This window comes from Leadbettera azotonutricia ZAS-9, from assembly GCF_000214355.1.
In the GTDB taxonomy this organism is placed as follows: Bacteria; Spirochaetota; Spirochaetia; order Treponematales; family Breznakiellaceae; genus Leadbettera; species Leadbettera azotonutricia.
The window spans coordinates 2,236,559-2,252,728 of record NC_015577.1 but is presented as its reverse complement, the minus strand read 5'-3'; the positions used below and the strand labels follow the sequence as shown (position 1 = coordinate 2,252,728).

Sequence of the window (16,170 nt, the reverse complement as noted above, 5' to 3'; positions counted from 1 at the left end):
GGTAAACCTATGAAATACACGAGGCTGATAAAAACTATTGCTGTATGGGGTGTTATGATTCTGGCCGCCTCATGTTCTTTCTTTTTTGCCGAAAATAGAGATACCGGAATCGTGACCATAAGGCTGGGGCCCGGGACTGACGGGCGAAGCATAGTAGATCATCCAGATTCCTGGTTCCCCTTGTTTTCTTCTGTCACGGTTTTTGCGAATCAAAAGCCGTATGCTTTTAAAGGTTCTCCTGACGGTACAGGCACATATTCTCTTTCTCTTCCTGTCGGTGTGTCTTATTCCATCGAAGTTCGGGCTGTAGCCGCCGATGGCCTAGCAAACGGACACCCAAGAATTTATAAATCCGCAGTGCCCCTGGTGCTTACTCCTGTCAAAGAAAGTCCTAAAGATGAATCAGTTAATATGATTTTGGATACCCCTGGCGCCTTGGACTTTTATTATGACAGTCAAAATATTCATTTGGCGCATTCCCAATATGGCCCTGTTGATGGAACCGGCTGGAGAAATCCCACAGGCCCCAGGGAAATTCCCTATATAGATTATGACAAATACGGGCGGATGATTGTTTTTGGGAATACAAACGCATCTGAAGATTTTTATCCTTCTTCGTTAATCACGGAAGGGGCATTCTTCTTTGAGGAATTTTCTTACCCTGTTCCGTCTGCTGTTTTTGCCTTGCAGCCTGTTTCGGGCAATCTAATTTATGGTGGCGCATACGATAGAATTAATAACCGGGTATTCATAAATCAGGCTGGAAGTATTTCGCTGTTTTCCCTAGAAGATGATTCTGTTACCCCAATTCCGGTAGAAATATCAGGTCTTGAATTTCTGTCCGCAATGGCGGCGGGCGGGGGTTATTTATATGTTGCGGATAATGTGGACAATGCCAGCACAATAAATTCTTATGCAATTAATAACGATGGCACTTGGCAGGTAAGCCCAAATTCCTTTTCTGTCCCCGGCATGATAATTGACGATATACGGCTTTTTACGAATAATAATGATGTCTGTTTGGCAGTCGCCGGGAGGACGCCTGTAACTGCCTCGACTCCGACAACTTATAATGCCGTAGTCAGGTTTTATAAAATCAATGACGGACTCGAAAATGTGGGCACGCCGGTATCCTCTGATTTTGTATCTGATAGATATTATGCCCTGCGCATTACAGGCTGGGATAAAACCGGCATATATGTAAGTGCCCTCTATTCGGATGACACCGGTGCTGTTCCGCGAAACGGCGGCAAAATGTATCATATAAGCTTTGAAGGGCATATTGGTGAAGCGGAAAAGGGAAGCCTTTGACGACACGCCTTACCGGCTGGATGTTTTCTTATGGAGGATTTTATGGAACTGAGGATAGGAGTTATTGGCACTGGCGCCATCGGGACTGAACACATTGAAAGGATAGCGAACAAACTGTCCGGAGCCAAGGTAACTGTAGTAACCGATGTTGATAAACCCAGGGCCGAAAAAGCCGCTGCGGTTTGCGGCGCCCGTATAGAAAAAGACGGCACTGGGGTGATTGCTTCTTCCGATGTGGATGCGGTTATGGTTACAAACTGGGGTCCTGCCCATGCTAAATCAATCCTGGGCAGCATTGCGGCGGGCAAGATGGTCTTTTGCGAAAAGCCCATGACAACCACAGGCGCGGATGCAAAGAAAATCGTGGATGCGGAAATCGCCAAAGGCAAAAAGTTTACCCAGGTGGGCTTTATGCGCCGTTATGACAAAGGCTATCTCCAGATGAAGGAGATCCTCTCTTCGGGCAAAACCGGCAAGCCATTGATGATACACTGCGCCCATCGTAATGTTGCCAAAGGCACTGAATACAATACCCCAATGTCGGTAAATGACACTGCCATTCACGAGATTGATGTGCTTCATTGGCTTGTAGGGGATCAATATGTTTCTGCCCAGGTGCTCTTTCCGAAACAGACCAGCCTTACCCATAAAGATCTCCGTGATCCGCAGATTATGATCCTCACCACAGAAAGCGGCATACTCATCGAAATAGAAGTTTTTGTGAACTGCCAGTTTGGCTATGATATCAAGTGCGAAGTGGTGTGCGAAAGGGCCAGCGTGGAACTGCCTCTGGCTTCTTTCCCTTCTGTAAAGCAGGATGCAAAATACTACACCGCCCTTGAAACAGACTGGAAGTACCGCTTCATAGATTCCTACGATGTGGAGATACAGGACTGGATCAACAATGCTTCCAAAGGGATTGTAAAAGGCCCCAGCGCCTGGGACGGGTACCTCGCGGCGGTTACGGCCGATGCCCTGGTCAAGGCCCAAGGCTCGGGAAAGATTGAGAGCATAGCCACAGGCCCATGCCCGGATTTCTACTCCTGCTGAGACGTGTTAATTGATAAACAAGGAATATAAAATGGGAAAGACCATACGCCTGACCATGGCTCAGGCATTGCTGCGTTTCTTGGATGCCCAGTACATCGAAGTCGACGGCAAAGAGATTAAATTTGTCTATGGCGTTTTTGGCATTTTTGGCCATGGCGTGGTAGTCGGACTGGGCGAAGCCCTGGCAGCCAAGGGGAACAAGCTTCCCTTTTATCAGGCCAAGAATGAACAGGGCGCAGGGCATGCCGCCATGGGTTTTGCCAAGCAGAACAAGCGCCAAAAGATCATGGCTGTGTGCTCTTCTATAGGCCCGGGCGCCCTTAACATGGTTACTGCCGCCGGCACTGCAACGGTGAACCGCATCCCCGTGCTTTTCCTGCCTTCCGACAGCTTTGCCTGCCGCCAGCCCGACCCGGTGCTTCAGCAGGTTGAGACCCCCTGGGATTTCAACATTACCGCCAACGACGCATTCAAATCGGTAAGCAAATATTGGGACAGGGTAAGCCGCCCCGACCAGCTCATGTCGGCTATGATCAACGCCTTCAGGGTTTTGACTGATCCTGCCGAAGCCGGGGCGGTTACTGTTGCCCTTCCCCAGGATGTGCAGGGAGAAGCCTGGGATTACCCTGAAGAATTTTTAGCCAAACGTGTCCATCATATCGAAAGAAGGCCCCCCTCAAAAGGCCAGATCGAAAGAGCTGCCGCCATGATCAAGGCTGCGAAGAAACCTCTGGTGATCTGCGGGGGCGGCGCTGCCTATTCCGAAGCGGGCAGGGAACTTGAAGCATTCTGCAAAACGCTTCACATCCCCTTTGGCGAAACCCAGGCAGGAAAGGGCCTTGTTCCCTGGGACAACCCCTATAACCTTTCGGGCATTGGGAATACCGGAAGCCTTGCAGCCAACAAGCTCGCCAAAGAAGCGGATCTCATTATCGCCCTGGGCACAAGGCTCGGCGATTTTACCACCTGTTCCAAATGGCTTTTCCAGAACCCAGCGGTAAAGATACTGGGCATCAACATAGCCCCCTTTGACGCGTACAAGATGGACGGGGAACCCGTCATCGCTGATGCTAAATTAACCTTAAAGGCTTTGACACGGAGCTTGGCTTCCTATAAATCAAAATGGGGAAGCAAGATAGATGCGGTACGCAAAGAATGGAACGCCGAAGTTGACAGGCTCTACTCCGAAACGGTACCCAACGGAAAAGACGGGCTTCCCCTTTTATCCCAGGCCCGGGTTTTGGGGGAACTCAACGACAGGCTCCTCCCAAAGGACGCCATTGTGGTTTCAGGTTCAGGTTCCATCCCCTCGGACATGCAGAGAGTGTGGCGCGCCAGAAAGCCCGGAACTTACCACATGGAATACGGCTTCTCCTGCATGGGCTACGAAGTTGCGGCAAGTTTGGGAATCAAAATCGGCTTCCCGGAAAAAACAGTGGTTGCCATAATCGGCGACGGCGCCTATACCATGCTTCACACGGAATTGCTCACTGCGGTTCAGGAAGGGAAAAAAATAATCCTAATAGTGCTGGACAACGCAGGCTTCCATTGTATCGACAACCTCCAGAACAGCCAGGGCATAGATCACTTCGGCAACGAATGGAATGCCAGGGACGCCAAATCCGGCCGTCTTTCAGGCAGCCCCGTAAAAGTGGACTATGCCAGGAATGCGGAAAGCTGGGGCGCTTTGGGCCTCCGTGCCCGTACCCCCGAAGAGCTGGCCAGGGCGGTAAGGAAAGCCCTTAAATCGGAAGGCCCCGTGCTTATCGATGTGAAGGTCGGCGCCAAGACCATGACCAGGGGTTACGAAAACTGGTGGCGCGTAGGGACTGCCCAGGTATCCGAAAACCCTGCGGTAGTAAAGGCTGCGAAAGCCATGGCAGAAGAAGTCTCCAGGGCAAGGAAGTACTAAATGGCAGGCAAAACCAAAAGTAATATCAAATTGGCTATAGCTCCCATTGGCTGGACAAACGATGATCTTCCCGAATTGGGGGGCGAAATCCCCTTTGAGCAATGTGTCAGCGAAATGGCCCTGGCAGGCTTCCAGGGAAGCGAAGTGGGGAACAAATACCCCAGGGATCCCAAGGTTCTTAACAAAGCCCTGGGCCTTCGGGGCCTTGCCATCTGCAACGCATGGTTTTCATCATTCTTGACCACCAAGCCCTACAAAGAGGTAGAGGCGGACTTTATAAAGCACCGCGATTTTCTCTATGCAGTAGGAGCAAGGGTCATAGGCGCGTCGGAGCAGGGACATTCCATACAGGGCCTGGATAAAAGCGTCCTCGATGAAAAACCCGTTTTTACCGGCGCCCAGTGGGAAAAGCTCTGCGATGGCCTCAACAAGCTGGGCAAAAGGGCCTCTGAAAAAGGCATGGCCCTGACATTCCACCACCATATGGGGACAGGGGTACAGACCGCCCCGGAGATTGACAGGCTTATGGAAAACACCGATCCGGCCCTCCTGGGCCTCCTCTATGACACCGGGCATCTGGCTTTTTCCGGAGAGGATCACCTTGCCGTATTGGACAAGTGGATGCCGAGGATACGGCACGTGCATCTGAAGGATATACGCGGCGCTGTCCACAAAAAGGCTGTCAAAGGCAAATGGCCGTTTTTAAAGGCGGTAAAAGAAGGGGTTTTTACTGTTCCTGGGGATGGGGATATTGATTTTGCCCCTGTTTTCAAGGCCCTGGCCAAAGCTAAATATGCAGGCTGGTGGGTAGTCGAAGCCGAGCAGGACCCGGCCAGGGCGAATCCCCTGGAATATGCCATTAAAGCAAGGGCTTATATTAAAGAAAAAGCCGGAATTTGAAAGAAACGATTGACTTCTATCCTTAAAAATGCGCAACTTATATAGATGACATATAGTATTGTGTTTTTCACGGCAGGTTTTGTTGCCTGCTTGATACTGGTAATCATTTTCACTGCTATCAGGAGGGTAAAAACCGCCAGGAAGGTGGGCAAACCCGCCCCAGGGCCGGCAGTAGATGCGATTTTGCTAGACCCTCTGGATTCCCAAAACATCAATCCCTTTGTGCCCCAGGCTTTTTTGGACATATTGAAAAAGGATTCTGTCAACCAGCTCCGCCTGGGCGACCATGTTAGGCAGGAAATGACCATTTTTTTCTCCGACATACGCCAGTTTACGAGCCTTATGGAGAATTTAACCCCCGAAGAAAGCTTCAAATTCATTAATTCCTATCTTGCCCGCATAGTGCCGGTGATAACCGCCAATGGCGGCTTTGTGGACAAGTATATAGGGGATGCCATCCTGGCCCTCTACCCTCAGCATAACAGCGCCGATATGGCGGTACGATCCGCCATCGAAATCCAGAAAACCTTGGTGGAATACAACCAGCACAGGGCGAATTTCAACTATAGGCCCCTGTCTATCGGCGTGGGCATACATACAGGTACCCTCATGATGGGGGTGGTTGGAGTGGAGGACCGCATGCAGAACACGGTCATTTCGGACGCGGTGAACCAGGCTTCCAGGCTCGAAGGCATGTGCAAGGCCTACAATGTATCCATTGTCATAAGCGAGGAGATATTCAAAAAGCTGGAAAACCCCGGCTCCTATATGTACCGTTTTTTGGGCAAGGCCAGGGTCAAGGGCAAAGCCGAGCCGGTATCGGTTTTTGAGATTTTTGATGGCATCAACCCCGATCTTCTGGAACGGAAGAAAAAAGCCAACCGCTACTGGGAAGAGGGCATGCTGAGCTTCAGCAAGAAGGAGTATTTCGCTGCCCTAAAGGAATTCCAAAGGGTGAAGGAGATACTGCCCGATGACGGGGCAACCTACTACTATTATGATTATTGTATGAAAAAGCTCTAAATATTCCGAAAATTAAATAAGATCTGCAAAAAGAGGTGTATTTAATGAATGTTGTCCTGCTCTACAGCCAGAATTCCGGTAAGGGAAATTTCCAGGACTTGCTTGAGACTTTTACGGATTTGAGCATTGCTGCAGAAGCCTTCGAGGCAGGCCCCGGCGTGGACATTTCCCAGGTGTTTGGCATTAGCCCCGGAGGGGAAACCGCAGCCCTCTTTCCAAGCCATATTGTGGTGCTCGGCAGCCTTGACCCTTCATGGCTCATTTTTGCCATAGGCTTTTCCACCGGCTGCCGCATCCCCCTTCTGGTTTATGGGGACACAGCCAAGGGCCTGTCCGGGGAAGACAAGAAGACCCCGGCGGAATTTTCAAGTTTGCTGAAAGAATCCTCAAAAAAATTAAAAAACAAAACCGCCCTGATACGCTATTTTGAAGATGAAAAGGCAGCGTGGATCAAAAAAGAAGCAGCCCGGGATGCTGCCCGGGCAAGGGACACCCTGCTCCAAATGGGCATTTCGGTGACCCTTGAATCCCTGGCCAAATGCACTGAAGAAGGCAAGGCTTTGGAGCTTTCGCTTTTTTTGGCTTCCGGCTTCCACCCGGACACCAAGGACAAGGCGGGCGTGCCCCTGCTTAACATTGCAGCCAGGGGAGGCCACAGGGAAGCCGTGGAAGTCCTCCTCAAGGCAGGGGCAAAAGTGAATATACCTTCAGATGACCGGGGCAGTTCAGCCCTTATGGACAGCGCCATGGGGAAGCATCATGATATGATGGAAGATCTGCTCAAGGCCGGCGCCGATGTCAATATCAAGAGCAAGGACGGCCAGTCAGCCCTGATCCTGGCCGTAGGTCTCAATGATGCGGATTCAGTAGAAATACTGCTAAAATCAGGGGCGGACCCTGACGATCCTGATCTCCTGGGGGCCAGCGCAAGGAAATATGCGACCCTTTTCAACAGGGAGTCCATCGTTGCTCTTTTTAATGCCTATGCCCCCCAAAACGCAAATTACGAGGCAAGCTGAAATGAATGCAGGCAATGAAATTACCGGACTCTATGAAAAAATCAGCCATGCCAGGCACTGCGTCGGCCTCACAGGGGCCGGCGTCAGCACCCTTTCGGGCATACGGGATTTTCGAGGGAAGAACGGTCTTTACAATGAAATGGACGCGGAGAAGATTTTCGACATACGCTATTTTGAAAAAGATCCTGCTTTCTATTACCAAAAGGCAGGTTCCTTTATTTATAATATCGATGAAAAAGAGCCTTCTGTTGTCCACACTGTACTTGGCGATTTGGAAGCCCTGGGGTTTGTTAAAGCCCTGATCACCCAGAATATCGATCTCCTCCATACCAAGGGGGGGAGCAAAAAAGTCATAGAAATCCACGGCTCGCCAAAGATTCATTACTGCATGCACTGTTCCGGCATACGCATGCCCTTTGATGAAGCTGCCGCATTGGTAAAAGCAGGCAAATTTCCCATCTGCCCCAAATGCGGAAGGATACTGAAACCGGCCATCACTTTTTTCGGCGAGAACCTGCCCATTGATGCGTTGAACGAGGCAGTGAAGGAGGCCCAGGAAGCGGATCTCATGCTGATTCTGGGCACAAGCCTCACGGTGAACCCCGCAGCCTCTCTTCCCGGCTATACACTGAGAAACGGAGGGGATATTATCATCGTGAATAACATGCCCACCCCTATGGACGACGCGGCAATTCTTCATTTTGAGGATCTTGGGGAGGTCTTCGAAGGTCTCCGCCAGGTTATGGAAAAAGCGTAAACTATGGGGATTATTTTATATGCATTAGGGGGACATTATGAAAATTTTTAGAATGCAGCTATTGATTGCGCTGGCGCTCGTTGCCGTATCGGGCCTGAGCGCTCAATCATCCCTTAAGGGCATGAGCCTTAATGGGGCGACCGGCCTTTATTCCATACCCACAGGCCGCATAGGCTGGGAAAGATCCAGCGATCTCGGCCTGGACCTGGGGTATCATGCCATTATCCGGGACAACGCCAACCATATTCCGAAAATCGGTTTAAGCCTCTTTAAATGGGTGGAATTGACCGGGGCTGTGGATGTCCAGCCTGGGGATCACCAGAACGACCTCATCGCGGGCGTCAAGATCCAGTTCCCCCTGACCAGCACGGCTATTGCCCTGGGCGGGAATTTTCAGGGCATTAACACCGGGAATCCCAATCCCTGGGAGAGGTATTCTGCGGGCCAGATTTATGTGGCGGTCACGTATGCAGGTCAATTCTTCACCATGCCTGCCGAGACCACGGTAGTAGTGGGAAAGACTTTTATTGAAGGTTCCCGGGACAGCAACATTGATTTCGGCATGGGTTTCGATCTGATTCTGCTGCCCAAGGTTTTCCAAAACTATATACACTGGATTACGGATTTTGCGAATTTTACCTACAGTGTCGATCCCTTTGGCGCTGGATCGCAGCACAGGGGAACCCTTAATACGGGCTTCCGCATTGACCTTTCGGAAATACCGGCCTTGAACAAATTCAAATTTGTCGTGGATATATTTTTGGCCGATGCCTTTGACGAAGACAGGGCCTTCTCTGTAGGGCTGGTATTCGGAATCCCGATTTTATAATTAAGCGCAATACTGCGAATGTCGCAGTATTGCGCTTAATTGATGTATTACGACAGCAACGCTATGGCCTTGTCCGTCCGGGCAAGGCTTTTTTCCGCCCCAAGTATGCGGAGGCTCCCGAAAAGGGGAGGGCTCACCCTTGCCCCGGTAATGGCCACTCTTATGGGCATCATGATATCGCCAAGTTTGACGCCTTCTTTTTCCGCCCAGGCTTTGATGCAATCCTCAGCTTCTGCGTCGGATGCTGCCAATGCCATTGGCGCGATGAGATCCCTGCCTTTTATTAACAGCCCTGCTGTCTCTTCCCTGCTCATTTTCTTTGGGAAAAATTCCTCAACAGGGGGAAGTTCGATTTCCCTGAAAAGGAACGTGAGTTTTTCAGGTATTTCTTTGAGGAATACCGCCCGTTCCTTGACCAGGGGCATGGCTAAAAGATAAATCTTTTTTTGTTCCGGATTTGGCTCGGATCCCCGGCTTCCGAAAAGGCCGGCTTCCACAGCCAGGGGCAACGTGAGGAAGGCAAGCTCGTCATCGCTTTTCATGCGTATATATTGGCCATTGTACCATTCAAGCTTTTTATAGTCGAAAATGCCGGAGGCCTTGCTGAGCTTGTCCAGGCTGAAACGTTCCGCCAGTTCTTCCAGGGTGTAGATGTCCTTCCCCTCTTCGTAGGAAGCCCCTACAAGGGCAACGTAATTAATGAGGGCTTCGGGCAGATAACCCTGGCGCCTGAATTCATCGATACTGGTTGCGCCGTGGCGTTTGGAAAGCTTTTTCCCGTCCAGGCCGTTGACCATGGGAAGGTGGCAAAATTCCGGATGCTCCCATCCGAAAGCCTGGTACATGATTACATGCAAGGGGGTGGACGAAAGCCACTCCTGGGCTCTCAGCACATGGGTTATTTCCATAAGATGATCATCCACCACATTCGCAAGGTGGTAGGTGGGGAATCCGTCAGATTTGAGCAGCACCGGATCTGGGTTTACATCATCGTTTTTCCATTCGATATCCCCCAGAAGGTGGTCCGTAAATCGGGTCGTTTCGCCCAGAGGTATTTTGAGCCTGATGGTATGGGCTTCCCCTGCTGCTGCACGCTTCTCCGCTTCTTCCCGGGGAATACTGCGGCAAAAACGGTCGTAGCCTGTCGCGTGGGACCCGGAGGGCCCCTTGGAATGGGCGGCTTCCCGCTCCTGCCTTATTTTGTCGATACGCTCGGCGCTGCAAAAACAAAGGTAAGCCTTGTCTTTTTCTATAAGTTCCAGGGCATATTTTTTGTATGTTTCAGTCCGTTCCGATTGAATATAGGGGGCAGCAGGCCCGCCGATATCCGGGCCTTCGTCCCACTTCATACCGAGCCAATTAAAGGTATCGTAGAGGTTCTCCACGAAAGATTGGTCAAAGCGGGTACGGTCGGTGTCTTCCAGGCGGAGGAGGAATTTCCCCCCCATGGATCTTGCAAAGAGATAGTTAAACAGGGCAGTTCTGACCCCCCCAATGTGCTGCAAGCCGGTAGGGGAGGGGGCATAGCGGTCTCGAACAATCATGTAGTTTAGTATATAATATTGTCGGTTTAATTGAAATATCCAGAAAACGAGGAAAACGAGGAAAATATGCCCGCAAAAAGCGCTGATGAAAAAAAGACCCCCGGCCAAAAGCTGGCCGAAAAGCTTTTCTTTAATCCCAAGAACTGCTGGGAAGGGGTGGATGAAAAAATTGAAAAAGCCATTGAAGTCTTTGCCCGCTCCTACAAGGAAATGCTCAACAAGGGAAAGACCGAACGGGAATTCACCTCTGCTGCCATAGATCTGCTCCAGAAAAAAGGCTTTATGGACATTGACTCGGCATCGGCAAAGAAATTTTCGCCAGGAGCAAAAGTCTACCGTTCCATAAAGGGCAAGGCTCTGGTGGCAGCGGTGCTGGGCAAAAGGCCCCTCAAGGAAGGGCTCAATATACTTGGGGCACATGTGGATTCCCCCCGCATTGATCTTAAGCCCAGTCCCCTGTACGAAGACACTGATTTCGCGTTCCTCGATACCCACTATTACGGGGGCATAAAAAAATACCAATGGACAGCCATCCCCCTTGCGATGCACGGCGTATTTATCGACTCCAAGGGGAAGACAATCAACGTGCGCCTCGGCGAGGATGAGGATGATCCGGTGTTTACCATCACCGATCTCTTGCCCCATCTTGCAAGGGAGCAGATGCAGAAGAAGGCTTCTGAAGCGGTGGAGGGCGAAGATCTGGACATACTGGTCGGCTCCAAACCCTTTAAAGATGAAAAAGTAAAGGAAAAGGTGAAGCTTGCGATCCTTTCAATCCTCAATGAACAATACGGCATAGACGAGCAGAGCTTTGCGGGGGCAGAAATAGAACTTGTCCCTGCTTTTAAAGCCAGGGATCTGGGCCTCGACAGAAGCATGATCGGCGCTTACGGCCATGATGACCGCTGCTGTGCATATCCTGCCTTGCGGGCTTTAATGGATTTTGCATCGGAGACACCGGAAAAAACCGCGGTTTGCTATCTTTCCGATAAAGAAGAGATAGGCTCCATGGGCAACACCGGCGCCCAATCCAGGGGTTTTGAAAATTTCGTCGCTGCCCTTTCAGGGGAGGGGGATCTCAGATCCTGCCTTGCCAACTCGGCCATGCTTTCGGCGGATGTGAATGCGGCCTATGATCCCGCCTATGCCGGTGTCTTTGACAAGAAAAATTCTTCCTTTATGGGAAAGGGCCTCATACTCTCCAAGTACACAGGCTCGGGAGGCAAGTACGGCGCCAGCGACGCCAATGCCGAATTCTGCTCCAAGGTACAGGCCCTGATGAACAAAAACAAAATCCCCTGGCAGTTTGGCGAGCTTGGCAAAGTGGATAAGGGCGGGGGCGGAACCATAGCCCTCCATGCAGCAAAGCTGGGCATGGAAGTCCTTGACTGCGGCATTCCCGTGCTTTCCATGCATTCGCCCTTCGAGGTGATCAGCAAAGTGGATCTTTATTATTGTTATAAGGGTTATGTTGCTTTTTTAAAGGATTAAGCTTTTACGAAGGCTTTTTTTTGCACAGGGAATTCCCAAAGCCTCCGGCTATGCCGTCTCCGCCAATTTGCCACTTTCCCCTTCTGTCATAAAGGTCCCGTTCCTCTTCTGAATTGCGGTCATCCCGTTCAGCCATGATTTTTCGCAGAATGTCCAGGTATTCCCGGCGGGGGATTTCCACGCCCCCCAGGCTTTCGAGGTGATCGGTGTGGACCTGGCTGTCGATAATGCTTACGCCGTCGGCAAAGAGGCTTTGCGCCAGAGTGAGGAAGGCCGCTTTGGAGGAATTGGAAACCCGGGAAAACATGGATTCGCCGAAGAAGATCTTCCCGAGACGCACGCCATAGCAACCTCCTGCGAGCTTCCCTTCAAAATAAGCCTCGGCCGAGTGGGCCCAGCCCAGCTTGTGCAGTTCCGTATAGCCCGAAATAATCTCCTCCGTGATCCAGGTCCCGTTCTGCCCTGGGCGTTCAATTTCTGAACAGTTTTGTATTACCCCCGCAAAGTCCCTGTCAAAGGCAATTTCGAAATCCCCTCGCCTTAGCACCTTTTTCATGGATTGGGAAATGCAGAGGTTTTCAGGGTAGACCGCAAAACGGGGATCAGGGGATTGCCACAGCACAGGATCGCTGGGGTTGTACCAGGGGAACAGGCCCTGCTCATACGCGGATAAAAGCATGCCAGGGGATAGATTGCCGCCCCAGGCTATTATGCTGTCGGGACATTCGTCGGGCAAAGGAAAACCGAAACGTTCATCTGCGGCAAGGTAGGGGAACTTGGGATCAGGTCCGCTCTTCATGGGCGTCTATTAGGCGACTGGCTCGTTTTCCAGTATTTCGATCTTGAATTCACCGTCGGCATAATCGGCTCGCGCTGCGCCGCCCTCGCTCAAGCGGCCAAAGAGGACCTCGTCCACAAAAAAGGCTTTGATCTTTTCTTCCACCACCCTGCCCACATTGCGGGCGCCGAATTCCCGGGAATAGCCTTCTTCAGCCAGCTGGGCAATGCAGGCTTCGCTCACGTGAAGATGCACTTTCTTTTCGGCCAGCTGTCCCTTAAAGTTTTCAAGCTCCTTGGTCACAATGGACGCCATGATTTCTTTTGAGAGATGCCCGAAGCGCACCACGGCGTCAAGGCGGTTGCGGAATTCCGGGGTGAATATTTTTTCCACAGCTCCGTCCACGGCGCTCTCGTCCATGACGCGCTCGCCAAAGCCGATGAGGTTTTTGCCGATGTCCCTGGCGCCTGCATTGCTGGTCATGATAAGCACCACATTGCGGAAGTCGGCCTTCCTGCCGTTGTTGTCCGTGAGGGTAGCATAATCCATGATCTGGAGGAGTATGTTGTAAATATCCGGGTGGGCTTTTTCAATCTCGTCCAGGAGCACCACACTGTGGGGCTGCTTGCGTATGGCATCGGTAAGGAGGCCGCCTTCTTCATAACCCACATAACCGGGGGGCGATCCTATGAGGCGGGAAACCGTGTGCTTCTCCTGGTACTCGCTCATATCGAAGCGATGCATGGATACGCCCATGATATCCGCAAGGCTCCGGGCAAGCTCTGTTTTGCCGACCCCCGTAGGCCCCACAAAGAGGAAGTTGGCCACCGGTTTATTGGCATCCCTAAAGCCGGCCCTCGACCGCTTTACAGCCTTGACCACCGCGGTAACAGCCTCGTCCTGCCCAAAGATCCTGGTGCGGAGCTTTTCTTCCAGCTCCCTGAGTTTATCCTTCTCCCTGCCCCCAACCGAGCGTTCCGGGATGCGGGCGATTTTGGAAATCACTGTCTCGATAAGGGGGAGCCCTATGTCTATAGTGCCTACTGATGTGGAAGCTTCCTGAATGGAATGTTCCGTTACCGCAGGCTCTTCGGCATTCTGGCCGGCGGATTCCTTTTTATACGCCTCGATACGGGCAAAGGCGCCGGCCTCGTCGATGACATCTATAGCCTTGTCCGGCAGGCGGCGTTCGGTGATGTATTGGGCAGAGAGGCGCACCGCCCCTTCCACGGCTTCATCGGTATAGTGGACCTTGTGGTAATCCTCGTATTTTGATTTAAGCCCCTGCAGGATCTTGATGGCGTCAACTTCGCTTGGTTCATTGATGTCGATTTTCTGGAAACGCCGCGAAAGCGCCCTGTCCTTGTCGAAGAATTTGCTGTATTCCTCGTGAGTGGTGGAACCTATGCAGCGTATCTTCCCGGAGCTTAGGGCAGGCTTAAGCAGGTTGGAAGCGTCCAGCGCACTGCCCGAAACCGATCCCGCCCCCACCAGGGTATGGATCTCGTCTATGAAAAGTATGGCTTTTTCTTTTTTGAGTATTTCTTCCACAACCCTCTTGATCCGCTCTTCAAAGTCGCCCCGGTACTTAGTGCCTGCCACAAGTGCGCCCATGTCCAGGGAATAGATGGTAAAATCCTTCAGGGTAGGGGGGACTTTGCCCGCCACTATGCGCTGGGCCAGCCCCTCGGTGATGGCGGTTTTGCCCACACCCGAATCGCCTACATGGACAGGATTGTTCTTGAGCCGCCTGCAAAGCACCTGCACCGTGCGGTCCAGTTCCAATTCCCTGCCAATGACCGGTTCAAGCCGGTTTTCCCTGGCCAGGGCAGTAAGCTCTGTGGCGAATCTCTCAAGGGCGCTTTTCTTGGCAGCCTTGGATTTGGGGCCCGCTTCCGGTATTTCGTCGTCCAGGAGGTTGTCCCTGTTGGGATCTTCCTCGTTCCTGGGAGAAGCCCCGGACTTGGTAAAGCCCCGAAGTCCCGGCCCCCGCTCCCCGGATTCGAAGCCATGGGAGAGGATGTTAAGCAGGTCGAAACGATCCACCCCCGCCTGGCGGAGATAATAGGCGCAATAGTTTCTGTCCTCGTCGTAGAGGGATACGAGTATGTCGGATACCTCAAGCATATCCTTTTGGGCAGATTGATAGGAAAGTACCGCCCTCTCGATGACACTCTGAAAATTGGCGGTCTGGATGGGGTCTCCGCCTCCCACAACAGGAATTTTCTGTTCAAAAAAGCTCTCCATGCCGTTTCGGAGCATCATCAAGTCTGCGCCGCAGGCAGTCAATATGCCCTGGACTTCGTCGAAATTCAGGGCCGCGTAAAGTATATGCTCCGGGGTAAGGTACTCGTGGTTCCTCGCCTTGGCTTCGTTATAGGCCGCATTGATAATGGCCTGCACATGATCCGAAATTTTCATCTTACTGCTCCTTTTTTATGCTTCTTCGACAATACAGCGGAGGGGAAATCCATATTCTCTGGCCAAGGCATGCACCTGATTCGCCTTGGTCTGGGCTATATCCCAGGTATAAACGCCCACCACCCCCCGTCCCTGGTGGTGAACCTTCAGCATAATTTTTGTAGCATCCGCCTGGTTTTTATGGAAGACGAGCCTCAGCACCTCCACCACAAATTCCCTGGTAGTATAGTTATCGTTGAGAAGCACCACAGTGTAATCCTCTGGCGCTTTGAGCTCCTCTTTCCTTTCGGGCAGTACCTCACTGCCGCCAAAGACCGCTTCGGGCATCACGTTCTATTCCACTCCCTTTATATAGTAAGATAGCCAATATTGTGGAAAGATACAATATAAAAAAAGGGGTGGCAGCGGGGTACGCTTGCCATAAGGAAGAAAAAGCCTTTACTGGCTTTTTGGAAAATACTTTATAAGGGGAATATCTTTAAAATGCCTGTCACACGTCCAAAGGATCGCTGAATAGTGCAGTGAGGTTGCATAAATAATACTGTCCGCCATAGGCAGTTTATGTATTCGGCCTATTTGGGCGGCGGAAAGGCATAAAGTGGTATTAAGGTCAATAACGGTGCCAGTTTGCATATATGAGACTACATCCAGGGCATATTCTTCATCTTTTTCCGCCAATAATTTTTTGTAGACTTCATAGATGGTTATTGTTGGAACAACGAGTTCACCGGGGTTTTCGGCAAACGGTGCAACTTGTGCTCCTATATCAGAATTCATGAGGTACTCAATCCAACAGGAAGTATCAATAATATTCATAGCGGTCGATCAATTTCTTCCCGAATGTCCTGAGTATCAACATTGTGCAATGTCCCCTTGAATATCGCTATAGACGGTACAGGCCGCCCAGTGCCTTGAGACCGGACTTGCAGGACCTCATGCAGAAATTCTCCGATTGTCTGCTGTTCAACCATAGGCCGCAAAGTCTCGTAGAGGGCATCATCAACAGTAATGGTTAATTCATGTAACATACTCTTATTTTACCAGGGAATTCCCAACTTGTCCAGTTTTTCTACACGCTATGCCAATGTTGAAGCATACCATCATTAGGCGCAAATTAGCAGCATAGAAATCCTGG

14 protein-coding genes are annotated in these 16,170 nt (G+C 51.2%); 9 read left to right on the top strand and 5 right to left on the bottom strand.

Annotated features, from left to right (window positions below; translation table 11 throughout):
* The first annotated feature begins 9 nt into the window (after positions 1-9).
* Genes TREAZ_RS09855 through TREAZ_RS09820 form a run of 8 tightly spaced genes read left to right on the top strand, consistent with a single transcriptional unit; the run spans position 10 to position 8,801 of the window.
* Positions 10-1,311, top strand: coding sequence for a hypothetical protein (locus TREAZ_RS09855; RefSeq protein WP_015711700.1), 1,302 nt, complete (start codon positions 10-12; stop codon positions 1,309-1,311).
* Positions 1,312-1,353: 42 nt separating this feature from the next.
* On the top strand, positions 1,354-2,361 hold the full coding sequence (locus tag TREAZ_RS09850) for a Gfo/Idh/MocA family protein (protein ID WP_043923441.1): 1,008 nt from the start codon (positions 1,354-1,356) through the stop codon (positions 2,359-2,361).
* Between the two features lie 31 nt (positions 2,362-2,392).
* Complete coding sequence (gene iolD, locus TREAZ_RS09845; RefSeq protein WP_015711698.1) at positions 2,393-4,273, top strand: 3D-(3,5/4)-trihydroxycyclohexane-1,2-dione acylhydrolase (decyclizing); 1,881 nt, start codon at positions 2,393-2,395, stop codon at positions 4,271-4,273.
* Positions 4,274-5,173 carry a myo-inosose-2 dehydratase gene (gene iolE, locus TREAZ_RS09840; protein ID WP_015711697.1) on the top strand — a complete coding sequence of 300 codons (900 nt, stop codon included), beginning with the start codon at positions 4,274-4,276 and terminating at the stop codon, positions 5,171-5,173.
* 45 nt (positions 5,174-5,218) lie between these two features.
* Positions 5,219-6,196 carry an adenylate/guanylate cyclase domain-containing protein gene (locus tag TREAZ_RS09835; protein WP_015711696.1) on the top strand — a complete coding sequence of 326 codons (978 nt, stop codon included), beginning with the start codon at positions 5,219-5,221 and terminating at the stop codon, positions 6,194-6,196.
* Between the two features lie 44 nt (positions 6,197-6,240).
* Positions 6,241-7,215: an ankyrin repeat domain-containing protein gene (locus TREAZ_RS09830; RefSeq protein WP_015711695.1), complete on the top strand. Its 975-nt coding sequence runs from the start codon at positions 6,241-6,243 to the stop codon at positions 7,213-7,215.
* A gap of 1 nt (position 7,216) precedes the next feature.
* Complete coding sequence (locus tag TREAZ_RS09825; RefSeq protein WP_015711694.1) at positions 7,217-7,972, top strand: SIR2 family NAD-dependent protein deacylase; 756 nt, start codon at positions 7,217-7,219, stop codon at positions 7,970-7,972.
* Positions 7,973-8,009: 37 nt separating this feature from the next.
* Complete coding sequence (locus tag TREAZ_RS09820; protein ID WP_015711693.1) at positions 8,010-8,801, top strand: hypothetical protein; 792 nt, start codon at positions 8,010-8,012, stop codon at positions 8,799-8,801.
* A gap of 47 nt (positions 8,802-8,848) precedes the next feature.
* Here the strand turns inward: TREAZ_RS09820 and gltX are convergent, their stop codons facing one another.
* Positions 8,849-10,345: a glutamate--tRNA ligase gene (gene gltX, locus TREAZ_RS09815; RefSeq protein ID WP_043923035.1), complete on the bottom strand. Its 1,497-nt coding sequence runs from the start codon at positions 10,343-10,345 to the stop codon at positions 8,849-8,851.
* 66 nt (positions 10,346-10,411) lie between these two features.
* Here gltX and TREAZ_RS09810 point away from each other — a divergent pair, with 66 nt between their 5' ends.
* The gene (locus tag TREAZ_RS09810; protein ID WP_043923439.1) at positions 10,412-11,836 is read left to right on the top strand and encodes an aminopeptidase; all 1,425 of its coding nucleotides are present in this window, start codon (positions 10,412-10,414) and stop codon (positions 11,834-11,836) included.
* Between the two features lie 4 nt (positions 11,837-11,840).
* Here TREAZ_RS09810 and aat read toward each other — a convergent pair whose 3' ends face one another.
* The 4 genes from aat to TREAZ_RS09790 all read right to left on the bottom strand — a co-directional run bounded on the left by aat (position 11,841) and on the right by TREAZ_RS09790 (position 15,851).
* Complete coding sequence (gene aat, locus TREAZ_RS09805; protein WP_015711690.1) at positions 11,841-12,635, bottom strand: leucyl/phenylalanyl-tRNA--protein transferase; 795 nt, start codon at positions 12,633-12,635, stop codon at positions 11,841-11,843.
* Between the two features lie 9 nt (positions 12,636-12,644).
* Entirely contained in the window at positions 12,645-15,035 is a 2,391-nt protein-coding gene (gene clpA, locus TREAZ_RS09800) for an ATP-dependent Clp protease ATP-binding subunit ClpA (protein ID WP_015711689.1), read from the bottom strand.
* A 15-nt stretch (positions 15,036-15,050) separates the two neighbouring features.
* A complete protein-coding gene (gene clpS, locus TREAZ_RS09795; RefSeq protein WP_043923034.1) occupies positions 15,051-15,362 on the bottom strand; it encodes an ATP-dependent Clp protease adapter ClpS in 312 nt (103 codons plus the stop codon).
* A 111-nt stretch (positions 15,363-15,473) separates the two neighbouring features.
* Positions 15,474-15,851, bottom strand: a complete 378-nt coding sequence (locus TREAZ_RS09790; protein WP_043923033.1) for a type II toxin-antitoxin system VapC family toxin — start codon at positions 15,849-15,851, stop codon at positions 15,474-15,476.
* Positions 15,852-16,170 lie beyond the last annotated feature (319 nt).